This window comes from Caulobacter sp. SSI4214 (assembly GCF_012184455.1).
Taxonomy (GTDB): Bacteria; Pseudomonadota; Alphaproteobacteria; order Caulobacterales; family Caulobacteraceae; genus Caulobacter; species Caulobacter vibrioides_E.
The window spans coordinates 1-21,204 of record NZ_SZWJ01000072.1; the positions used below are offsets into that span (position 1 = coordinate 1).

The following is a 21,204-nucleotide window of genomic DNA, read 5'->3' on the forward strand; positions in this document are numbered from 1 at the left end:
CACGCCCAGGGCGTCGAAACGCTCGCCCGGCGCCAGCCGTCCGACCACCGCCCCGCGCGTCGAGGGACTGGCGCGCAGATTGGCGGAGGACGACGCCACATAGGGACCGCCGGCCGCGTCGTAGCTTTGCAGCGCTTGCACGCCCTGGGCCAGGCGGATGTCGCGGCCGTCGATCGGCGGACCGTAGCTGGACGAGATCACCGCGACCCGGCCCGAATTGCCGGTGCGCCGGTTGTACCAGGTCTGGGCGACGCCGGTGTCGAGCGCCTTCTTGGTGGCATGCTCGGCCATGGCCGCGTCGGTCGACTGCATCCGGCAGCCGATGTAGGAACCCGCCGCCGCCCCGGCCGCCGCGCCCAGCAGCGTGCCCAGCGTGCGCTCGTTCTTGGCCAGGCGATTGCCGAGGAAGGCGCCGGCGGCCGCGCCGATCAGGGCGCCCTCCTCCTGCTTCTTGCCCGAGCCGTCGCACGAGAACAGGCCGCCCAGCGGCCGCCCGTCGGCCAAGGCGGGGGCTGGCGCGACGACGACGCCCGCGCCGAGCGCCGCGGTCATGGCCAGGACGGTCCCGACCTTGCTCATGGACGTTTCGCGCATCGCAGAATCCTCTTCCGTTAGGTCAGTGTTGGCGCCGCGACCGGCCCGGTCGATAGTGCGCGACCAAGCATAAGGGAGTCCGGCCATGAGCAGCCATGATCAGGCGCAGTATAGCTGTTTCAAGGTCGAGATCGAAGCCGGGGTCGCCCATATCCAGTTGAAGCGACCCGAGGCCATGAACACCATGACCCGGCCGTTCTGGAACGAGCTGCCGGCGATCGTCAAAGACATCGACGACAACGCCCTGGCCCGTTGCATCGTCATCTCCTCGACCGGCAAGCACTTCAGCGCCGGCATGGACCTGTCGGTGTTCACCGACGACGAGGGCGTCACCGCCCGCCAGGACGCCGACCGCTGGGTGGCGGCCGAGAGCTTCCGCCGCTTCGTCCATCACCTGCAGGACACCTTCAGCTGCCTGGACAAGGCGCGGATGCCAGTGATCGTCGCGGTTCAGGGCGGCTGCATCGGCGGGGCGGTCGACTTCGTCAGCGCCTGCGACATCCGCTACGCCACCACCGACGCCTTCTTCGCGATCCAGGAGATCAATATCGGCATGACCGCCGACGTCGGCACCTTCCCGCGCCTGTGCAAGCTGATCCCCGAGGGCTGGGTTCGGGAACTGGCCTATACCGGCCGCCGCCTGCCGGCGGCGCGGGCGCGCGACATCGGCCTGGTCAACGAGCTGTTCGACACGCACGAGGAGCTGGTCGCCCACGCGCTCGCCACCGCGCGCGAGATCGCCGAGAAGTCGCCCCTGGCCGTCGCCGGCAGCAAGGTGATGATCAACTACGCCCGCGACCACACCATCGCCGACGGCCTCGACTACATCGCCACCTGGCAGACGGGGATGTTCAGCGGGCCGCACATGGCCGAGGCGTTCACGGCCAAGGCCCAGAAGCGCGACGCGGTCTATCCGGACCTGCTGCCGCTGAAGAAGAAGATGTGAGCGCGATAAGAAACCCTCTCCCGCCGGGAGAGGGCGGGGCCCGCCGCGAAGCGGCGGGAGGGTGAGGGTCTTCGGGGGCTGGCCAGATTGAACTTGAATCCCCGCCGCTTCCGCGCCGCCGCCTGATTGCCGGCCCCGATCCACCTTAGCCCCCCTTCCCCTTGATGGGGGAAGGGTCGGGGATGGGGGTGATCCGCCGGGCTTGGACCGCGCTCGGCTTCCACCGCCGCGTCACCCCCAGCCTACCCTCCCCCATCTGTTCAGACCGGATGTCTCCGAACACCTGTCACGGATCTAACCGGTCTGAACACCATCGAGGGGGAGGGATTTAGGCTCCCGACCAGACCCTGACGCCGCTCCCGGCGCGGAACACGCCAAGAGTTCAGTTTCGAGCGCGGCGCCAATTTCGGGCGCCGACCCAAGGCGGGCGTTGGAGAGCGCCCCCTCCGTCGCTCCGCGACACCTCCCCCGCGCCGCGGGGGAGGAGGAGGCGCCACACTCCTCACCCGTGAAACGGGGGAGGTGGATCGCCGCCGATAGGCGGCGAGACGGAGGGGGCGCTACGTCAGCCCGTGTACGTAAAGCTCATCGGCGCGTCCGCCGCCGGCAGGCACGAGCGGTCCACCGGTTTGGTCGGATCCTGGAAGAAGCCGCGGATCATGGCGCGGACACAGGGGCTGGCATGCGAGACCCCGTGGGTGGCGTTGGTGACGATCACCACCTGCGAGCCCTCGTAGCCCTTGGCGGCGGCCTTGGTCAGGGGCGGCGGGCAGCCGGGGTCGATCTCGGCGGCCAGGAACAGGGTCGGGATGGCGGTCTTCACCGGCTGTTGCTCGATCGGCGAGATCGGGCCGACGTCGATCGCCTTGCAGACGTCGTGGATGCGCTGCATCGACGCCACCATCAGCCGGGCCACCGCGTCGGTCTCGGTCCCCTTGGCGACGTCGGCGCGCTTTTCGAACGGGATCTCTTCCTTGCACAGGTGGGTCATGAACTGGCCCTCGCTGTAGTAGTCGCGGTTCTCGACGAAATCCTGGACCGGCGAGACGTCGCCCTGGATGATCTTCCAGAGGTCGCGCGGCAGCACGCCGGCGGTGAAGTAGCTGGCGTCCATCAGATAGCCGCCCAGGTCGTCGGCCGTGTAGGTCTTGCCGTTGATCGTCTGGGGAGCGGCCAGCCAGCGCTCGGCGACGACGGCCAGCTTGGCCTTCAGATCGGGATAGCGCTTGGCGCACTCGGCCACGGCGGCGCACTTCTTCATGACGATGTCGATCGAGGTCGAGACCATGGCCGGGCCGCCGACCGTCCAGTCGGCCTCGGGCGGCCACGGGGAGTCCTGCACCACCGCGCGGATGCCTTGCGGCTGATGCGTCTGGATCGCCGCCTCGATGCGCGTGCCATACGAGCCGCCGAACAGGTCGATCTGCTTGTAGCCCAGCACCTGGCGCAGGTCCTGGACGTCCTTGGCCACCTCGACGGCGTTGTAGCGCGACAGGTTCACGCCCTGGGCCTGGAAGGCCTTCAGGCAGGCGACGATGCCTTGGGCGTCCTGCTCGGTGGGCGGGCCGGCGTCGGTCAGGTGCGTGCCGGGACAGTCGAGATTGGGGACGGACTGGCCGCCGCCGCGCTGGTCGATGAAAATCCAGTCCTGGTCGGCGGCGATGAACTCGCGCGCGGTCTTGCTCGTCAGCGTCCGGGGCAGGCCGGGCAGGGCCGAACCGCCGGGGCCGCCGTGCAGATAGAACACCGGCGGCAGGCCGGGCTTGGGCTGGGCGGCGCGGACGATGGCCACCGCCACCTTGATGCGCCGGCTCTTGGGATCGCCGCGCGTCTCGTCGACGATCAGATGGCCGCACTCGACCTTCAGATCGACATCCTTGTAGTCGCCGACGCAGGCGGTCTTCTCGAAGCGCGGCGCGGCCGCGTGCGCGGCGCTCCCCAGGGCGGTCACGGCGAGCGCGCCGGCGACGGCGATCCAGGACAGACGGGACATCGAACAAACTCCTTGGGGTGCGTGCATCAACACCAAGGTCGACGCCCACCGCAAGGCTTCGTGGGAAATCGCGGCTTCAGACGGCGAGGTTCGCCGGCATTTCCGCCCCGCGCAGGTCGGCGCCGTCCAGCCGGGCGCGCGACAGATCGGCCTCGATCAGCCGGACGCGCGGGGCGCTGGCGCCGCGCAGATCGGCGCCGCGAAGCACCGCGCGGGTCATGTCGGTGCGGATCACCCGGTCCTCGGCGATCTTCAGCGGACCCAGCTTGGCGCCCGACAGGTCGGCTCGGGTCAGCTGGGCGCCGACGAGGCGCGCGCCGCGCAGATCGGCGTTCTTCAGCTTGACCCCGCGCAGGTCGGCCCCCGACAGATTGGCGCCCTGCAGCTGCGCGCCCTCCAGGTCCATGCCGAAGAACACCGCCTTCGGCGCCGAGAGACCGCTGAGGCGACGCGCCTTCAGGCGCTTGAGCGGGCGGAAATCGACATCCGCCAGGTCGCCGATCTTGCCCTGGCGGCCATTGGACTCGCAGAACAGCTCGTGCGCCTCCAGCACCTCGTGCAGGGGCTCGTCGTCGATATAGATGATCGGCGGCGGCGCGCGCAGCACCTGGGTCAGGTCGGCGTCGGTCAGGTCCGCGCCGCCGAGGTCGGCGCCGACGATCACCGCGCGGCGCAGCGAGACATTGGCCATCTCGGCGTTTTGCAGGCTGGCGCCCGAAAGGTTGGCGCCGTCCATCCGCGCGTTGGTCAGCCGCGCGCCCCGCAGCGAGACGTTCGAAAGGTCGGCGTCGGTGAAGTCGACCTGGCGCGCGAAGGCGCCCGACATCTGGGCCCCGGCCAGGGCCGCGCCCTCCAGCACGGCGTAGCCCAGCTCGCCCGGCCGGCTGGAATGCTCCAGGATGCGCAGGCCCTTGTCGTCGTCCCGAACGGCGGTGACGCCCTCGCGCAGGTCGCAGCCCGTCAGATCGGCGTCGCCGAGATTGGCGCCGCGCAGGCACGCGCCGCGCAGGTCGCCGCGCGACAGGTCGGCTCCGCGCAGGTCGGCGTCGCGAAGGTCCGCGCCATAGAGAACCGCCCGCGCCAGCCGGGTTCCCCGCAGCGAGGCGCCGCCCAGCAGCGCGCCGGTCAGGTCGGCCTCCGACAGGTCGACCCCGTCCAGCTCGTAGTTGTTGAGATTGACGTATTGCAGCACCGCGCGACGGCCGTTGGGCAGCCCCTTCAGATAGCGGGCGTGCGCCTCGACGACCGCGCGGACGGCGGCGGCGTCAAGGGTCCGGATCAGGCTGGGCTTCTGGGATGCGGCGGCGGGCATCGGCGGTTCTGGGAACCCCTGGCGGCGGTGAGCGGATAAGCGGAAACAGCCGCCAAACTCCCACTTCAACTTTAAGCAATGGTTCAGAACGCGACAGAAAGTCGCGGGCTCGCGGGAGCGGGAGGCGCGATGCGGAAATCGTGCTTCTTAATCTAGCCTATTGTTTTCGCATCGCTTTGACGGAAAGTCGGCGTCCACCTTTCCGCGCGATGCGCTACAGCCAGCCCTTGCGCTTGAACCAAAGCAGCGGCGCGATAGCGGCGACCGCCATCAGGCAGATGGCCATCGGATAACCGTCCAGCCACTTCAGCTCGGGCATGTGCTCGAAGTTCATCCCGTAGACCCCGGCGATCAGGGTCGGCGGCAGGAAGACGATCGAGAAGACCGAGAACACCTTGAAGATCGAGTTCTGCTCGATGTTGATCAGGCCCAGGGCGGCGTCGAGCAGGAAGGTGATGTTGCCGGCCATATAGCTGGAATGGTCGGTGATCGACTGGACGTCGCGCTGCAGCGACTTGAGGTGATCGCGTAGATCCTTCTCGCCATCGAACTGGTCGGCCAGAGTCGCGAAACTGAGCAAGCGGGCCAGGCTGACCAGGCTGTCGCGCGCCTTGGAATTGACGATCTGCGCCCGGCCCAGCTTGTTGAGGATCTCCTCGAAGGCCGCGCCGCGCGGGCGGCTGAAGATGGCGCGCGACTGGACCTCGACCTCGGCGGCGGTGCGCTCGAGGATGTCGGCGGTGCGGTCGACGACAGCGTCCAGCAGGCCCAGGAAGGTCTGCGATCCGTTGGGACAGAGGCTGGGCTGGCGCTCGGCCTGGGCGGCGAACACGGCGAAGGCGCGGGGCTCGACATAGCGGATGGTGACCAGCTTGGCGCCGTACAGCACGAAGGTGACGGGAGCCGCGGTCGGCAACTGGCCGTCGGCGTTGACCAGGATGGTGGCGGTCATGAACGTGCCGCCGTCCTCCTGATAGAGACGCGAGGAGGCCTCGATCTCGGCCATCTCCTCGCGGGTGGGCAGAAGCAAGCCCAGCGAGCGCTCGACGGCCACTTCCTCGGCGCGGGTCGGCTCGACCAGCTCGATCCAGACGGCGTCCTCTGGCAGGCGCCAGTCGGGCGACAGGTCGGCGGTGTCGAAACCCGGCGCGCCGTGACGGAGAATTCTCAACATGAACGCGCCCCCGCTAACGCCGAGGAAATGCCCCGGCGCGCGCGGAAGGTCAACGCGCTCGCGGCTTAGCGCGGCGGGTTCTGCTTGTTGTTGTCGGAACCACCGCCGGTCGCGGCCTCGATCAGAGCGGCGATACGGTCGGTCGAGTCGGCGGCCTGGCTGATGATGTCCAGCGGCGAGGCGCGGACGGAGCTGGCGACCTGGTTGGCGGCCTGCTTGGCGGCCGAGACCACGGCGTTCTGGGCCATGGCGATCTTGCTGGTGGCCATGGCGATCTTGATCGCCTGGGCGTCGGGATAGATGAAGCCGTTGGTCGGATAGACCGTGGTGCCGAGGTCGCGGATCGGATCGTACCAGACCTTGACCTGCGTCCAGTCGCCGTTGGGCGAGACGTCGACGACGGTGACGTCCTTTTCGATCTGGCCGCGATCGCCCTCGATAATCGACCAGTTGGCGTGGGTGACCTGGATGACCCGGTCGGTGAGCACTTGGCTGACGAACGCCACGTGGCCGAGGTTCATGCGGGCGGTGGGCTTGAACGACAGGACCGAGCCGATCTTCGGAACCGAGCCGGTGTCGTACTTGCCGGCGGCTTGCGACCACCAGGTGCGGGCGTCGCCGAAGATTTGGATGCCCGACATCAGACGCGCGAACGGTACGCACTGCCAATAGCCGTCAGCGTTCGCGCCGGACATCGGCACGAGACTGATCATGGCGGCGGCGGCCAGGGAACCCAGAAGGGTCCTCGTCCGTTTCGTCATGCTGTGGGTACTCCCCCGCGTCACTGGGTGAAGCAATAACCCTGCCAGCGACTGGTGAAAAGAGTGTTTATGTCGCACCCACCGTCGCGAAGCGGCGCTGTTTCCAGCGCCTGGCCCAGGATTTCATTTTCTCCCGACACGGATTTTCCAAGACGTGGAACGAGGCCGCCGAGAGCGGGATCAGCGACAGGACAATCAATGCCCAGATCACGAGCGGAAGCCTTTCGCTATCGATATTGATAAGCTTCGCCGTGGCATTGATCGCCAGGATCTTCCACGGGATGCAGATCATGTAGGTCGAATAGCTTATCTCGCCGAGATAGACGAATACTGACTGTCCAGCAAAGCTGAAACCGGTCGCGGCGAGGGTCGCGAGCATGAAAATAAGGCCGCCTAGCAGCATGATTATGACCCGATCCGGGGCTCCAAACTGCACGGCGGCGAGCACGGCGGCGCCTAGGAAAGCGGCGCCTAGGCCACTGAGTCGCCCCGGGAATCGCCCCGAACGCCACAGAGCGTGCAGCGCGCAGCCATAGGCGAAGCACGGCACGATGCGCAGGGCGCCCCACTGGATGGTCGCGGCGGTCAGCGGGAAGCCGGCGAGCGCCTCGAAGGCGGGATAGAGGCCGGCGATCAACGCCAGGGCGCCCAGCACCGCCGCCACGGGCCGCTCGCGCAGACGCCAGGCGGCGAAGGCGAAGACCGGGAAGGCCAAATAGGCGAACCACTCGGCCGAAATCGACCAGGAAGCATGGTTCCACCCGGCCGTCGGCGCGAAGCCCCAGGCGTGGACCAGCAGCAGATTGGCCGGCAGCGACGGCCAGGACAGAATGTTCGGATCGACCCTCAGCCCCGCGATCGTCGCGACGATCGCCATGGCGCCGACCCCGACCAGGGTGGCCAGATGCAGCGGATAGACCCGCGCCAGCCGGTTCCACAGGAAGTCGCCGTACTGGAACCGCCCCTCGCCGAAGCCGCGCAGATAGACGTGGCAGAGAATGAAGCCGGAGAGGATGAAGAAGGCCTCGACGCCCAGATAGCCCTTGGCCGCGATCGCCGGAACGAAGCCGACGTCCAGCTTCGGCCAGTAGTGGTACAGCACCACCCAGAGGGCCGCGAAGAACCGGAAGGCCGTCAGGGGCTTGATATTGGCGGCGTCGGGCATGGCGGGCGCTCCCCAAGGATACGGTTTTCCTTCCCCCCAGGGGTGGAAAGACAGCGTTACGCGCCTATCTCGCTATATAACATGTACGCATACGCGAGACGGCGACCCAGCCGATGATCCTAGAGAGGACCCATGAACGAACTCCTTAGCCTCGTCGCCGACCCGGCCGCCTGGGCCGCCTTGGTGACCCTGGTGGTGATGGAAGTCGTCCTCGGGATCGACAATCTGGTCTTCATTTCGATCCTCTCGAACCGCCTGCCGGCCGAGCATCGCCAGAAGGTGCGGCGCATCGGCATCTCGCTGGCGCTGATCATGCGCCTGGCCCTGCTGTCGACCATCGCCTTCATAGTCGGCCTGACCGCTCCGGTCTTCGACCTCGGCATCGCCGGACCGCTGGGCGCCCACGGCGAGCCCAGCTTCGAGACCGCCTTCTCGTGGCGCGACCTGATCCTGATCGCCGGCGGCGTCTTCCTGATCTGGAAGGCGACCAAGGAGATCCACCACAATGTCGATCCCGCGCACGAGGACACGCCGACCGAACCCAGCAAGACCGGCGCGGTGATCTCCAACGTCGGCTCGGCGATCTTCCAGATCATCCTGCTGGACCTGGTGTTCTCGATCGACTCGATCCTGACCGCCGTCGGCATGACCGACCACCTGCCGATCATGATCGCCGCCGTGATCATCGCCGTGGTCGCCATGCTGCTGGCCAGCGACCCGCTGGCCGACTTCATCAACAAGAACCCGACCGTGGTCATGCTGGCCCTGGGCTTCCTGCTGATGATCGGCACGGTGCTGATCGCCGAGGGGTTCGGCGCCCACGTCTCCAAGGGCTACATCTACACCGCCATGGCCTTCTCGGCCGGCGTCGAGGGGCTCAATATGTTGGCCCGCAAGCGCAAGGGCGGCTAGAGCCCTTTCCGATCTGATTGATCCAATCAGATCGGATAAAAAGGGCTCGAAATCAAAAGTTTAGAGCATTTTTCGATCCGATAACCGTTTCACACTTATCGGAAAATGCTCTAGCCCGAGCCCGCCGAAGGCCGGGGCGCGCCCCAGCGACGACGTTGCAACATCCCCCTACTTCCAGCCTTGGGGGCGTGGTAGTCGGCTCGCCCCGGCTGTCACGCGTCCAAGGCTCCGATGACCACCCAGACCTTCGCCCCCCAGGCCTTCTCCGACGCCGAGCGCCGCCTGACCCTGGCGGCGCTGATGATCGTGTTCCTGCTCAGCGCGCTGGACCAGACCATCGTCTCGACCGCCATGCCGCGGATCATCGCCGAGCTGAACGGCCTGAACCTCTATTCGTGGGTGACCACGGCCTATCTGCTGACCTCGACGGTGATGGTGCCGATCTGGGGCAAGCTGGGCGACATCTTCGGCCGCAAGCCGGTGCTGATCACCGGCATATCGATCTTCCTGGCCGGCTCGTGGCTGTCGGGCCTGTCGGGCGAGTTCGGCGATCTGCTGGGCATGCCGGGCATGGTGCAGCTGATCGTGTTCCGCGCCTTGCAAGGGATCGGCGGCGGCGCCCTGTTCACCACCGCCTTCGCGATCATCGCCGACCTCTATCCGCCGCGCGAGCGGGGCAAGTTCGCCGGCATCTTCGGCTCGGTCTTCGGCCTGGCCAGCGTGCTGGGGCCGATCATCGGCGGCTACTTCACCGACCACGGCACGGTCCGGTTCGGCGCCCACGCCATCGCCGGCTGGCGCTGGGTGTTCTACGTCAACCTGCCGCTCAGCCTGCTCTCGCTGTTCATGGTCATCGTCAAGATGCCGCCGCTGGAGCATCGCCGGGCCGGCAAGATCGACTTCGTGGGCGCGGCCCTGCTGATCGCGACCTTCGTGCCGCTGCTGCTGGGCCTGAGCCTGGCCGGCCACAGCTTCGCCTGGAGCGCGCCCCAGAGCCTTGGCCTGTTCGGCCTGGCGGCGGTGTCGCTGGTCGCCTTCGTGATCGCCGAGACCAAGGTTTCCAACCCGATCCTGCCGATGCACCTGTTCCGCAACAAGGTCTTCACCACCTCGAACCTGGCCGGCTTCCTGGTCTCCAGCGCCTTCATGGGCGTGGTGATGTTCCTGCCGCTGTTCCTGCAACTGGGGCGAGGCGTGCCGGCCACCGTCAGCGGCATGACCATGCTGCCCCTGATGGCCGGACTGATCGTCGGCAGCACGATCGCCGGCCAGCTGGTCACACGGACCGGCCGGTACAAGCCGTTCATGATCGGCGGCGTCGTTCTGCTGCTGGTCGGCGTGTTCCTGCTGCGCGACCTGTCGCGGATCCACCACCTGGGCCTGCTGTGCGGACTGCTGGCCTTGGTCGGACTGGGCCTGGGACCAGGCCAGAGCCTGTTCAACATCGCCACCCAGAACGCGGTGGACCCGCGCGACATCGGCGTCGCCACCAGCTCCAACCAGTTCTTCCGCCAGATCGGCTCGACCGTCGGGGCCGCCCTGGCCGGGGCCCTGCTGACCGCCCGCCTGGCCAGCCTGCCCGGCGGCGGCCTGGACCTGGCCAAGCTGGAAGGCATGGCCATCACCGCCGCCGCCCATGGCCAGGCCGCGCACGCCGATCCGGCCCTGCGCGACGCCCTGGTCCACGCGGTCAGCGGCGTCATGCAGGCGGCGCTGGTCGTCGTCTTCCTGGCCCTGGCGACGATCCTCCTGATCCCCGCCCTGCCCCTGCGTTCTCGTCAGCCTCAGCCCGCCGCGACCCTGGCCAAGGACGAGCCGACCAACTGACAGTCCCTCAAAGGAAGCTGTAGGGGTCCACGTCGATCACCACCCGCACCGAGTTCGGGACCTTGGCCCGCGCTCGCCAGGCGGCCAGGAAACCCTGCAGGTCGACATTGCGCTCGGCCCTGACCAGGAACCGCTTGCGGCGGCGGCCGCGCACCAGGGCCAGCGGCGCGTCGGCGGGACCGAACACCTCGACGCCCTCGGCGTTGGGGATCACCGCCGCCAGAGCCTGGACATAGGCCTCCAGCGCCTCGCCATCCGGTCCCGAGGCGATCACCGCCGCCAGGCGTCCGAACGGCGGCAGGCCCGCGTCCTGACGCATGGCCATCTCGGCCTCGACGAAGGCGTCGCGATCCTGGGCGGCCAGGGCCCGCATCACCGCGTGCTCCGGCGCGTAGGTCTGCAGCAGCGCCCGGCCCGGCTTTTCGTGGCGTCCCGCCCGGCCGGCGGCCTGGGCCAAGAGCTGAAAGGTCCGCTCGCCGGCCCGCAGATCGCCGCCGCGCAAGCTGAGGTCGGCGTCGACCACGCCCACCAGCGTCAGGTTCGGAAAGTTGTGGCCCTTGGCCGCCGCCTGGGTGGCGACCAGGATGTCGATCTCGCCCGCCGCCATGCTGGCGACCAGCGCCTTGGCCCCCTCGGCGTCCATCACCGTATCGGACGAGAACACGGCCACCCGGGCGTCGGGGAAGATGTGCCGCGCCTCCTCCTCGACCCGCTCGACGCCCGGGCCGATCGAGACCAGCGAGTCCTTGGCCCCGCAGTGCGGACAGGTCTCGGGCTTCTTCATCGAAAAGCCGGTCAGGTGGCAGACCAGACGCCCGGTGTAGCGGTGCTCGACCAGCCAGCTGTCGGTGTCGGGCGACTTCATCTTCTCGCCGCAGGCCTTGCACAGCACCAGCGGCGCGTAGCCTCGCCGGTTCAGGAACAGCATGGCCTGCTCGCCCCTCTGGAGCGTCACGGCCATGGCCTTGATCAGCGGCGGCGACAGCCAGCGGCCGGGCTCCGGCGGCGTCTGGCGCATGTCGATCAGGCCGATGTCCGGCAGCTGGGCCGCGCCGTGGCGGGCCGACAACCGCAGCCACCTGTAGCGTCCTGCCTGAGCGTTGAAGAGGCTTTCCAGAGACGGCGTCGCCGAGGCCAGGAGCACGCTGGCTCCCTCGATCTTGGCGCGGGCCACGGCCAGGTCGCGGGCCTGATAGATGAAGCCCTCTTCCTGCTTGAACGAGCTGTCGTGCTCCTCGTCGACCACGATCAGCCGCAGCTTGCGGAACGGCAGGAACAGGGCCGAGCGGGCCCCGACCACGATGCGCGCGTCGCCGCTGGCCACGGCCTCCCACACCTGGCGGCGGCGCGGCGGCGCGACGCCGGAATGCCACTCGGCCGGCAGGGCCCCGAACCGCTGCTCGAAGCGGGCCAGCACCGCCTGCGTCAGGGCGATCTCGGGGAGCAGGACCAGGACCTGGGCGTCTGGATCCTTCAGGGCGGCGGCGACGGTCTCCAGATAGACCTCGGTCTTGCCCGAGCCGGTGACCCCGTCCAGCAAGGCCGCCTGGAAGCCGCCGGCGTCCAGCATCCCGGTCAACGTCTCGACACAGGCCGCCTGGCCCGGGTTGAGCGCGCGCGGCGGCAGCGACAGGTCCGGCTGGGGCAGCCCGCGATCGGGCTCCACGAAGTCGACGGCCAGCACGCCCTCGTCGACCAGACCCTTGACCACGCCGGCCGAGACGCCGGCGGCCGAGGCCAGCGCCGCGCCGGACAGCTTCACGCCCTCGGCGGCGGCCAGCACCTTCAGCCGCGCCGGCGTCATGCGCCCGGGCTGGGCGCCGGTCAGGACCAGCACCTTGTCGGGCTTGGGCGGCGGATGGCGCAGGCCGCGCAGGGCCATGGCCAGCGGCCAGCCTGGCAGGTCGACCGAATAGCGCGCCGCCCATTCGACGAAGGTCAGCACGCCCGGCGGCAGCGGCGGATCGTCGAGCCGGCCTTGGATCGCCTTCAGCGGTCGATTGCCGCCCGTTCCGTCGCGCAGCGCGGTCACCACGCCTCGGATCACCCGCGGCCCCAGCGGCACGGCGACATGGTCGCCGACGCTCAGCGCCAACCCCTCCGGCTCGGCGTAGTCGAAGGCCTCCGGCAACGGCATGGGCAGCAGAACGGAGGCGATACGCGGCATGGCGACATGCTTTTGCCGCCAAACCGTCCCCAGGTCGAGATGGTCCGTGGCCAAGCTCATCAAGCCGGCGTTAACCGACTTGCCGCTTCATCGCCATGTTGAGTCTAGACGGTGGGGACGGCGATGAGCGACGCGACGCGAGCGACCAGGACGACGGTCGTGGATCCTGACAGCGTGCGCGATTTCCTGCGCACGGAACCGGAATTCCTGCGCCAGGACGAGACCTTGCTGGGCGAGCTGGGCCTGAAGATCGACGGCGGCAACGTCATCGACTTCGGTCCGGCGGCCCTCGCCCGCGCCGCCGCCGCGCACCGGCGCGAGGCCAGCGTCCGCCAGGCGATCGAGGACAACGCCCGCGCCAACTATTCGGCCCAGGCCCAGACCCACGCGGCGGTGATCGACCTGCTGGACGCCCGCAATCATTCCGACCTGGCGCGCCGCGTCGACGAGATGTCCCAGCTGCGCTTCGGCCTGGCCGCCGGGATGCTGGCGCTGGAAGGTCCGTCGCGGGTTCCGGCCGGCTGGGGCGTGCTGGCCCCGGGCCAAGTGGACATGACCCTGGGCGAGGCGCCGATCGCCCGCATGGGCTTCTTCGCCCCGGCCCTGCCGCTGTTCGGCGACAAGGCCGAGACGATCCGCAGCATGGCCCTGGTCCGCCTGGCGATCTGGGAGCCACGCCGCGAGGCCCTGCTGGCCTTCGGCTCCAAGGACCCGGAAGGCTTCACCCCCGACATGGGCACCGAGCTGGTCAATTTCCTGGGCCGCGTGGTCGAGCGCACGGCCGAGCGCTGGCCCGTCCTGTGACGACGCCCGGCGTCGGGAGCGCGCGCCAGGCCCTGACCGCCTGGCTGGCCTATCTGACGCTGGAACGCCGGGCCTCGCCGCGCACCGTGCGCGCCTATGGCGACAATGTCCTGGCCTATCTGAACTTTCTGGAACGGCATCGCGGCGAGGCCCTGAGCCTGGCGGCGATGGGCGAAATCACCGCCGCCGACCTGCGCGGCTACCTGGCCTTCCGCCGTCAGGGCGACGACGCCCTGGCGCCGCGCTCGATCAGCCAGGCGCTGTCGTCGATCCGGGCCTTCCACCGCTTTCTCGACCTGCGCCACGGCGTGGCCAACGCCGCCGTCGACCTGGTGCGAGGACCGCGCCTGAAGGTCGGCCTGCCGCGTCCCGTCTCGGAGGACCAGGCCCGCGACCTGATCACCGAGGCGGCCGAGGACACCGAGCGCGAGCCCTGGGAAACCGCGCGCGACGAGGCGGTGCTGACCCTGCTGTGGGGCTGCGGCCTGCGGATCAGCGAGGCCCTGTCGCTGATCCGGCGCGACGCGCCCCTGGCCGCCGCGCTGCGCATCACCGGCAAGGGCGGCAAGACCCGGATCGTGCCGGTGCTGGACGCGGTCAAGACAGCCATCGACGCCTATCTGGAGGAACTGCCCTTCGCGCTGGGACCGGACGAGCCGCTGTTTCGCGCCAAGCGCGGCGGACCGCTGTCGCCCCGCCATGTCCAGGGCCTGGTCCAGACCTTGCGCGGACGCCTGGGCCTGTCGGACCGGGTGACGCCGCACGCCTTCCGCCACGCCTTCGCCACCCATCTGCTGGGGGCGGGCGCGGATCTGCGGGCCATCCAGGACCTGCTGGGCCACGCCTCGCTGTCGACGACCCAGCGCTACACCCAGGTCGACGCGGCGGGCCTGCTGGCGGCCTATCAGGCGGCGCACCCGAAGGCTTGAGGCGCGCCTCCGCCTGGAATCGCCGAGCCCCAATCTCTCGCCGCCTCGCCGCGCCTTCCGCTAGGTCATCCGCGCCATAAGAGACAGACCGATCCAATAGGACCGAAATTGAGTTTCGACGAATACTATCGTTGAGACACAGAGGAAGCGAACACGACTTGAAATCGTGCGACATACGGTCGCGAACCAGTCCGACATAGAGTCGGTTAACTGGTCTTTCACGCCGAACATAGGTTTTTACCTCGGAAAGGCAGCCTTCAAAGCGCCCGCATCGAGAGACTTTCATGACGTTCGATGATCTGAGGATTTCGACAAAGGTCGCGTTGCCCGCCGTGGTGCTGACGGTGGTCGCCCTGGCCATCGCCGGCGTCGGCGCCTGGCAGGAACGACGCGCCGAACGGGACACTAGAGCGCTGGTGGAAAGCCGCGCCCCCACCGAGCTCGCGTCGGCGCGGCTCAATCGGCGCCTGCAGACGATCGGCTACGCCGCCTATCGCGTCGTGGCCTACAAGGGCCAATCCGCCCAAGCCCACCAGGCCAGCCAGGATCTGGATCAGGCTTACAAGGAAGCCCGAAAGCAGGTGGGTCTGATCGCCCAATACGATCCATCCGCCAAGGCGAAGGCCGAGGCGTTCGGCCATCGCGTCGACAAGATCTACGACAGCGCCCGAGGCGGGGCGGACATGGGTCTGCAGGACGCCGACGAACCGGCCATGGCGATCCTGGCGACCGTCGATCCCGACATCGTCGCGCTGACGAAGGACATCAACGCCTTCACCACCAGCCACAACGAAGCCACCCAGGCGATGGCGAAGGCCGCCATCGCGCGCGCCCAGACCACGTCGTTCACGGCGTTGATAGCGGCCCTGATCGCCGCTGGCGGCGCCCTGGGCTTCGCGCTGTGGATCGGCAATCGCAAGATCGCCGCGCCGCTGCTGGCCACGTCCAAGACCATGGAAACCCTGGCTCAGGGCTCCATCGACGTCGAGGTCAAGGGCGGCGAGCGCAAGGACGAGGTCGGGGCGATGGCCCGCTCGGTCCAGGTCTTCAAGGACAACGCCGTGGCCCTGCGCGCCGCCGAGGCCGCCCACGCCCGCGCCGCCGCCGAGACCGAGGCCGAGCGTCGTCGCAACCAGGAGCTCGCCGAAGCCGCCGCTCGCGAGCAGGCCATGGTCATGGAAGCCATCGCGGCCGGCCTGAGCCGCTTGGCGGAGGGCGACCTGACCTACCGCGTCGACCAGACCTTCCCCGAGGCCTACAAGCGCCTGCAGACCGACTTCAACGGCGCCATCGGCCAGATGGAAGAGGCGATGAAGACCATCGTCCACGCCGCCAACAGCATCGGCGCGGGCTCCGACGAGATCACCACGGCGGCCGACGACCTGTCGCGTCGCAGCGAGCAGCAAGCCGCCAGCCTGGAGGAAACCGCCGCCGCGCTGGACGAGATCACCGCCACGGTCAAGCGCTCGTCGGCCGGGGCCAACGAGGCCAGTTCGGTGGTGGGCTCCACCCGCGCGGACGCCCAGCGCTCCAGCCTGGTGGTCCGCGACGCGATCGAGGCGATGAACCAGATCGAGAAGTCCTCGCAGTCGATCAGCCAGATCATCGGCGTGATCGACGAGATCGCCTTCCAGACCAACCTGCTGGCCCTGAACGCCGGGGTCGAGGCCGCCCGCGCGGGCGAGGCCGGCCGCGGGTTCGCGGTCGTGGCCCAGGAGGTGCGGGCCCTGGCCCAGCGCTCGGCCGAGGCCGCCAAGGAAATCAAGACCCTGATCTCGACGTCCAGCCAGCAGGTCGGTCAGGGCGTCGCCATGGTCGGCCAGACCGGCGAGGCCCTGCGGACCATTGTCGAGAAGGTCGGCGAGATCGACGGCCTGGTCTCGGAAATCGCCGCGTCCAGCCAGGAACAGGCCACCGGCCTCAACCAGGTCAACGCGGCCGTCAACCAGATGGACCAGACCGTTCAGCAAAACGCGGCCATGGTCGAGCAGTCCACCGCCGCCTCGCACGCCCTCCGCGGCGAGGTGGAAAACCTGATGCGGATGATCGGCCGCTTCCGCGTGGCGGGCGTCGTCAACGGGTCGTCCACGGCCAGCCGCGCCGCCAGCCCTCGCGCCGCGTCGCCACCCCCCGCCCGTAAGCCAGCGCCAGCCCCGACCACACCCAAGGCCCAGACTCCGATCGCGCCCAAGGCCCCGGCCCTAGCCAGCGCGGCCAGCCGTCCCGGCGCCAACCCGGTCGCCGCCGTCCAGGCCAAGCTCGCCCAGGCCGTCGGCGCCGCCCCGCCCGTCAGCGACGACTGGGAGGAATTCTAAAGGTTCAGTGCGCGTAACCGCGCCCCGCCAGCAGCGGGGCATTCTCCCCCGAAACACCTTGGCCTCGCCTTCCTGGGCGAGGCCTTTTCGTAATCGACGGTCGCCCGGAGGACGGGGCTTAACGCTCGATTTTCCCGGGGCGCATCGCGATTGGCGTGGCGACCGGACACCCATCGACCATGCGCGCCACCGCCCACTCCCCATGCGCCGGCGGCAGGTCGCCCAGCCGCTCGGTCCGCGGCGCGCGCTCGGCCGTCGCGCCTTGAGCCTGCTGAACACCGTACTCACCGCACCGCGCCAGATGGTCCAGCCGCGTCATCAGGGCCTTGTGTTCCTTCGCGCCGACCAGAGTGGTCGCGGGGGGATCGGCGGGGCGCTTGTGATGAGGCGCCGCCAAAGGCTCAGACTCCAGGGCGGCGGCGAGAGCCAGGGCGGACAAAAGCATGGCGGGGCTCCGTGTGGGAACCCCGCCACTCTACGCCCGATTGTCGGACGCGACCATCACATATTGCGAACGTCGTTACGTGGGATCAGGCCTGCATCGTCCAGCCTTCGACGCCCATGGCCGCCTGGCGCAGGGCTTCCGAGCGGGTCGGGTGCGGGTGGCAGGTGCGGGCCACGTCTTCCGAGGCGCCGCCGAACTCCATGGCCACGCAGTACTCGGCGATCATGTCGCCGACGTTCGGACCGACCATGTGAACGCCCAGGATGCGGTCGGTCTTGGCGTCGGCCAGCACCTTCACGAAGCCGTCGCCCTCATGGTTGATCTTGGCGCGGCTGTTGGCCAGGAACGGGAACTTGCCGACCTTGTAGGCGACGCCCGCGGCCTTCAGGTCGTCCTCGGTCTTGCCGACCGTGGCGACTTCGGGGCTGGTGTAAACGACGCCCGGAATGATGTCGTAGTTCACGTGGCCGGCCTTGCCCGCGATCAGCTCGATGCAGGCCACGGCCTCGTCCTCGGCCTTGTGGGCCAGCATCGGCCCCGAGGTCACGTCGCCGATGACCCAGACGCCGTCGACGCCGGTCTTGTAATGATCATTGGCGATCATGCCGCGCTTGTCCGGCGTGATGCCGACCGTTTCCAGGCCCAGGCCTTGGGTGTACGGACGACGGCCGATGGCGACCAGCACGTAGTCGGCCTCGATGGTCGAGGCTTCGCCGCCGGCGACCGGCTCGTGCGTCAGCTTCACGCCCTTGGCCGAGGCCGTCGCGCCCGTGACCTTGGCGCCCAGCGAGAACTTGAAGCCCTGCTTGGTCAGGATCTTCTGGAAGGCGTTGGCCACTTCGGTGTCCGTGCCCGGCAGGATGCGGTCCAGGAACTCGACCACGGTGACCTCGGCGCCGAGGCGCTTCCAGACCGAGCCCAGCTCCAGGCCAATCACGCCGGCGCCGACGACCACCAGGTGCTTGGGCACTTCCGGCAGCGACAGGGCGCCGGTGGAGTCGACGATGCGCTTGTTGTCGATCGTCACGCCCGGCAGCGGGGTCGGCTCCGAGCCGGTGGCGATCACGATGTTCTTGGTTTCGAGCACGGTTTCCGCGCCGTCCTCGGCCTTGACCACGACCTTGCCGACGCCGTCGACGCGGCCCCAGCCCTTCACGTAGTCGACCTTGTTCTTCTTCATCAGGAACTCGACGCCCTTGGTCAGGGCTTCGACGCTCTCGGCCTTCTGAGCCATCATTTGCGCGAGGTTCAGCTTCGGCTTGACCTCGATGCCCAGCTTGGCGAATTCCGGCCCCGTCGCGGCGGCGTAAAGCTCCGAGGCGTGCAGCAGAGCCTTCGACGGCATGCAGCCGACGTTCAGGCAGGTGCCGCCCAGCTTGCCACGACCTTCGACGATCGCGGTCTTCAGGCCCAGCTGGCCGGCGCGGATCGCCGCGTTGTAGCCGCCGGGACCACCGCCGATGATGACGACGTCGTACTGAGCCATGGGTCTTTCGCCTTCAGGACGCGCCGGAAGCGGCGCCGGACAGAATATGGGGCCTCGCCGGCCATATTGTCAGACCTCTGGAGGCGCGTGTTCCTTAGAGGCAAGTGACGCAAAACGGAACCCGCTTTCGGCGCCCGCGCCCTTGAAAATCAAGGGAAATGCGCTGTCCGTAGAGGCATCCCCATCCGGTTGGCGGCGCCGATGCGTCACGGGGCTGACATCCCGCCGCGTCGGAAATGTCATCGGACGATGGCGTCCTATGGGAATGACCGCCCGCGACCGACTCGCCGCCGCCCTCGCGATCCTGGCCCTGATCCCGCCAGCGGCCGACGCCGCGTCCGCGCCGGCCTCGCGCCACCAGATTCCGGTGGCCAGCGACAAGGCCGGCGACACCCTGGCGGTGTTCTATTCGGGCGACGGCGGCTGGGCGGCCCTGGACCAAGGCGTGTCCCGATACCTGGCCGACAACGGCGTGCCGACGCTGGGCGTCAATTCGCTGAGCTATTTCAGCACCCGGCGCTCGGCAGACGGCGCGGCCCAGGACCTGGCCGAGGCGTTGCGCGACTATGGCGACCGCTGGAACCGTCCGAACGTGGTGCTGATCGGCTATTCGTTCGGCGCCGGCGCCCTGCCCGCCATCGTGCCGCGCCTGCCCGCCGACGCGCGAAGCCGGGTCAGCCGGGTGATCCTGATCGGAACCGGCTCGCACGGCGCGCTGCGGTTCCATCCGACCAGCTGGCTCAACATCCCGACGCCCGACACTTTCCGGGTCCGCCCGGCGCTCGAAGCGCTGACGGGCGTGAAGATCACCTGCGTCTACGGCGATCGCGAACGGGCCGACATCTGCGCCAGCCTGCCCGACGCCCGCATCGCCAAGATCCGCCTGAAGGGCGACCACCACTTCAACCGCGACTACGCGACCTTGGGCGAGGCGGTGCTCAGGGCCAGCCGTTAGAGCCTGTCCGCTTCAAATGGAATCATTTGAAGCGGATAAACAGGCTCTAAAGTCCAATATTTAGAGCGCGTTCGAGCGGTTTAACCGCTCACACTTAAACCTAACGCGCTCTAGGCTGGGATGCGACGGCTATTCGGGCTTCCTGCAACCCGCCGAAACGCGCGAGTTCCGCGCACGCCTATAGCGGCGCGGCCAGGCCGTGGCGCGCCGCCAGCCAGCGGGTGATCGGGCGAGCATCGGTCAGGAAGGAAAGGCCGTTGGCCGACTGGATCTCGCCATGCGGACCCGCGTCCGGCGCGGCCGCCGCCAGGATCAGGGTCGGGGCGTTCTGATGGTCCTCGCCCAGGCGCGCGACCAGGGCCGCGCGCGGGCGGCCGTAGTCGACATAGACGATGTCCACCGCGTCGCGCAGCGCCGGATAGGTCGCGAGATACCCCTCCATCATCGCGCAGTCGGGACAGAAGCGCTCGGCGCCGTCCTTCTCGAAATGCGGCTTCAGCAGATAGAGCGTGTCCTTGGCCATCGCGCGGGATCCAGAAATGCGAACGGCCCCGACGTAGAACGCCGGGGCCGCGAATGCAAAGAAGCCCGCCGGTCGGGCGGGCTTCTCGGGGACTCCTAGAGTTCCAGCAGCAGGCGCTGCGGGTCTTCGATGGCTTCCTTGACCTTCACGAGGAAGGTCACGGCGCCCTGGCCGTCGACGACGCGGTGATCGTAGGACAGAGCCAGGTACATCATCGGGCGGATCTCGATCTTGCCGTTGATGACCATCGGACGTTCCTTGATGGCGTGCATCCCCAGAATGCCCGACTGCGGCGCGTTCAGGATCGGGGTCGACATCAGCGAGCCGTAGATGCCGCCGTTGGTGATCGTGAAGGTGCCGCCCTGCATGTCCTCGATGCCCAGCTGGCCGTTGCGGGCGCGCTTGCCGAGGTCGCCGATGGTCTTTTCGATCTGAGCCAGGTTCAGCGCGTCGGCGTCACGGACGACCGGAACCACCAGGCCCTTGTCGGTGCCGACGGCGACGCCGATGTCGTAGTGGTTCTTGTAGATCAGGTCCTGACCGTCGATCTCGGCGTTGACGTCCGGGATCGCCTTCAGCGCGGCCACGACGGCCTTGGTGAAGAACGACATGAAGCCCAGCTTCACGCCGTGCTGCTTTTCGAAGATGTCCTTGTACTGGGCGCGCAGGGCCATCACGGCGCTCATGTCGACCTCGTTGAAGGTCGTCAGCATGGCGGCGGTGTTCTGGGCTTCCTTCAGGCGGCGGGCGATCGTCTGACGCAGGCGCGTCATCTTCACGCGTTCCTCGCGCTCGTGCAGGGCGCGCGGCGCGGCCGGAGCAGCGGCCGGCGCCGGGGCGGCGGCGCGGGCTTCCAGGGCGGCCAGGGCGTCGCCCTTGGTCACGCGGCCGTCCTT

18 protein-coding genes are annotated in these 21,204 nt (G+C 68.6%); 7 read left to right on the top strand and 11 right to left on the bottom strand.

From position 1 onward, the window contains the following. A partial coding sequence (locus tag FCU40_RS17355) for an SH3 domain-containing protein (RefSeq protein ID WP_168076604.1) occupies nt 1-594 on the bottom strand: 594 nt, incomplete at its 3' end. Nucleotides 595-679: 85 nt separating this feature from the next. Between FCU40_RS17355 and FCU40_RS17360 the strand changes: the two genes are divergently transcribed. Then, nucleotides 680-1,540: a crotonase/enoyl-CoA hydratase family protein gene (locus tag FCU40_RS17360; protein WP_168076605.1), complete on the top strand. Its 861-nt coding sequence runs from the start codon at nt 680-682 to the stop codon at nt 1,538-1,540. Nucleotides 1,541-2,105: 565 nt separating this feature from the next. On the opposite strand, the gene FCU40_RS17365 is transcribed toward FCU40_RS17360, so the two are convergent. From FCU40_RS17365 to FCU40_RS17385, 5 genes are all read right to left on the bottom strand, one after another. Beyond that, nucleotides 2,106-3,533, bottom strand: a complete 1,428-nt coding sequence (locus FCU40_RS17365; protein ID WP_168076607.1) for an alpha/beta hydrolase — start codon at nt 3,531-3,533, stop codon at nt 2,106-2,108. A 76-nt stretch (nt 3,534-3,609) separates the two neighbouring features. Continuing rightward, nucleotides 3,610-4,845, bottom strand: a complete 1,236-nt coding sequence (locus FCU40_RS17370) for a pentapeptide repeat-containing protein (protein ID WP_168076609.1) — start codon at nt 4,843-4,845, stop codon at nt 3,610-3,612. A 214-nt stretch (nt 4,846-5,059) separates the two neighbouring features. After that, nucleotides 5,060-6,019, bottom strand: a complete 960-nt coding sequence (locus FCU40_RS17375; protein ID WP_004619194.1) for a magnesium transporter CorA family protein — start codon at nt 6,017-6,019, stop codon at nt 5,060-5,062. Nucleotides 6,020-6,084: 65 nt separating this feature from the next. After that, on the bottom strand, nt 6,085-6,780 hold the full coding sequence (locus FCU40_RS17380) for a CHAP domain-containing protein (protein WP_004619196.1): 696 nt from the start codon (nt 6,778-6,780) through the stop codon (nt 6,085-6,087). A 67-nt stretch (nt 6,781-6,847) separates the two neighbouring features. Then, nucleotides 6,848-7,945, bottom strand: a complete 1,098-nt coding sequence (locus tag FCU40_RS17385; protein WP_168076611.1) for an acyltransferase — start codon at nt 7,943-7,945, stop codon at nt 6,848-6,850. Nucleotides 7,946-8,077: 132 nt separating this feature from the next. Here FCU40_RS17385 and FCU40_RS17390 point away from each other — a divergent pair, with 132 nt between their 5' ends. After that, entirely contained in the window at nt 8,078-8,857 is a 780-nt protein-coding gene (locus FCU40_RS17390; protein WP_168076613.1) for a TerC family protein, read from the top strand. Nucleotides 8,858-9,088: 231 nt separating this feature from the next. Continuing rightward, nucleotides 9,089-10,684: an MDR family MFS transporter gene (locus FCU40_RS17395; RefSeq protein WP_168076615.1), complete on the top strand. Its 1,596-nt coding sequence runs from the start codon at nt 9,089-9,091 to the stop codon at nt 10,682-10,684. 7 nt (nt 10,685-10,691) lie between these two features. Here the strand turns inward: FCU40_RS17395 and FCU40_RS17400 are convergent, their stop codons facing one another. Further along, entirely contained in the window at nt 10,692-12,851 is a 2,160-nt protein-coding gene (locus tag FCU40_RS17400; RefSeq protein ID WP_168076617.1) for a primosomal protein N', read from the bottom strand. A gap of 123 nt (nt 12,852-12,974) precedes the next feature. On the opposite strand from FCU40_RS17400, the gene FCU40_RS17405 reads away from it, so the two are divergent. The 3 genes from FCU40_RS17405 (at nt 12,975) to FCU40_RS17415 (ending at nt 16,899) form a co-directional block, all read left to right on the top strand. Next, nucleotides 12,975-13,655 carry a DUF484 family protein gene (locus tag FCU40_RS17405; RefSeq protein ID WP_004619205.1) on the top strand — a complete coding sequence of 227 codons (681 nt, stop codon included), beginning with the start codon at nt 12,975-12,977 and terminating at the stop codon, nt 13,653-13,655. Further along, nucleotides 13,652-14,584 carry a tyrosine recombinase XerC gene (locus FCU40_RS17410; RefSeq protein ID WP_168076619.1) on the top strand — a complete coding sequence of 311 codons (933 nt, stop codon included), beginning with the start codon at nt 13,652-13,654 and terminating at the stop codon, nt 14,582-14,584. Before FCU40_RS17405 ends, FCU40_RS17410 begins: the two co-directional genes overlap by 4 nt. Before the next feature lie 284 nt (nt 14,585-14,868). Next, on the top strand, nt 14,869-16,899 hold the full coding sequence (locus FCU40_RS17415) for a methyl-accepting chemotaxis protein (RefSeq protein WP_168076621.1): 2,031 nt from the start codon (nt 14,869-14,871) through the stop codon (nt 16,897-16,899). Between the two features lie 118 nt (nt 16,900-17,017). On the opposite strand, the gene FCU40_RS17420 is transcribed toward FCU40_RS17415, so the two are convergent. Continuing rightward, entirely contained in the window at nt 17,018-17,344 is a 327-nt protein-coding gene (locus tag FCU40_RS17420) for a hypothetical protein (protein ID WP_168076623.1), read from the bottom strand. 85 nt (nt 17,345-17,429) lie between these two features. Beyond that, complete coding sequence (lpdA, locus tag FCU40_RS17425) at nt 17,430-18,830, bottom strand: dihydrolipoyl dehydrogenase (protein WP_168076625.1); 1,401 nt, start codon at nt 18,828-18,830, stop codon at nt 17,430-17,432. A 265-nt stretch (nt 18,831-19,095) separates the two neighbouring features. On the opposite strand from lpdA, the gene FCU40_RS17430 reads away from it, so the two are divergent. Next, nucleotides 19,096-19,785, top strand: a complete 690-nt coding sequence (locus tag FCU40_RS17430; protein WP_004619215.1) for an AcvB/VirJ family lysyl-phosphatidylglycerol hydrolase — start codon at nt 19,096-19,098, stop codon at nt 19,783-19,785. A 178-nt stretch (nt 19,786-19,963) separates the two neighbouring features. Here FCU40_RS17430 and FCU40_RS17435 read toward each other — a convergent pair whose 3' ends face one another. Both FCU40_RS17435 and odhB read right to left on the bottom strand, forming a co-directional pair. Beyond that, a complete protein-coding gene (locus FCU40_RS17435) occupies nt 19,964-20,308 on the bottom strand; it encodes a DUF3088 family protein (protein WP_168076629.1) in 345 nt (114 codons plus the stop codon). 95 nt (nt 20,309-20,403) lie between these two features. After that, nucleotides 20,404-21,204: 2-oxoglutarate dehydrogenase complex dihydrolipoyllysine-residue succinyltransferase (gene odhB / locus FCU40_RS17440; protein WP_168076631.1), on the bottom strand; the 801-nt coding region annotated here is incomplete at its 5' end.

Excerpts from the sequence above, each read along its gene's own strand:
- FCU40_RS17395 (WP_168076615.1), top strand. The coding sequence starts at position 9,089 with ATGACCACCCAGACCTTCGCCCCCCAGGCCTTCTCCGACGCCGAGCGC.
- FCU40_RS17360 (WP_168076605.1), top strand. The coding sequence starts at position 680 with ATGAGCAGCCATGATCAGGCGCAGTATAGCTGTTTCAAGGTCGAGATC.
- FCU40_RS17405 (WP_004619205.1), top strand. The coding sequence starts at position 12,975 with ATGAGCGACGCGACGCGAGCGACCAGGACGACGGTCGTGGATCCTGAC.
- FCU40_RS17400 (WP_168076617.1), bottom strand. The coding sequence starts at position 12,851 with ATGCCGCGTATCGCCTCCGTTCTGCTGCCCATGCCGTTGCCGGAGGCC.
- FCU40_RS17390 (WP_168076613.1), top strand. The coding sequence starts at position 8,078 with ATGAACGAACTCCTTAGCCTCGTCGCCGACCCGGCCGCCTGGGCCGCC.
- FCU40_RS17435 (WP_168076629.1), bottom strand. The coding sequence starts at position 20,308 with ATGGCCAAGGACACGCTCTATCTGCTGAAGCCGCATTTCGAGAAGGAC.
- FCU40_RS17385 (WP_168076611.1), bottom strand. The coding sequence starts at position 7,945 with ATGCCCGACGCCGCCAATATCAAGCCCCTGACGGCCTTCCGGTTCTTC.
- FCU40_RS17430 (WP_004619215.1), top strand. The coding sequence starts at position 19,096 with ATGACCGCCCGCGACCGACTCGCCGCCGCCCTCGCGATCCTGGCCCTG.
- FCU40_RS17380 (WP_004619196.1), bottom strand. The coding sequence starts at position 6,780 with ATGACGAAACGGACGAGGACCCTTCTGGGTTCCCTGGCCGCCGCCGCC.
- FCU40_RS17415 (WP_168076621.1), top strand. The coding sequence starts at position 14,869 with ATGACGTTCGATGATCTGAGGATTTCGACAAAGGTCGCGTTGCCCGCC.
- FCU40_RS17365 (WP_168076607.1), bottom strand. The coding sequence starts at position 3,533 with ATGTCCCGTCTGTCCTGGATCGCCGTCGCCGGCGCGCTCGCCGTGACC.
- lpdA (WP_168076625.1), bottom strand. The coding sequence starts at position 18,830 with ATGGCTCAGTACGACGTCGTCATCATCGGCGGTGGTCCCGGCGGCTAC.
- FCU40_RS17375 (WP_004619194.1), bottom strand. The coding sequence starts at position 6,019 with ATGTTGAGAATTCTCCGTCACGGCGCGCCGGGTTTCGACACCGCCGAC.
- FCU40_RS17370 (WP_168076609.1), bottom strand. The coding sequence starts at position 4,845 with ATGCCCGCCGCCGCATCCCAGAAGCCCAGCCTGATCCGGACCCTTGAC.
- FCU40_RS17420 (WP_168076623.1), bottom strand. The coding sequence starts at position 17,344 with ATGCTTTTGTCCGCCCTGGCTCTCGCCGCCGCCCTGGAGTCTGAGCCT.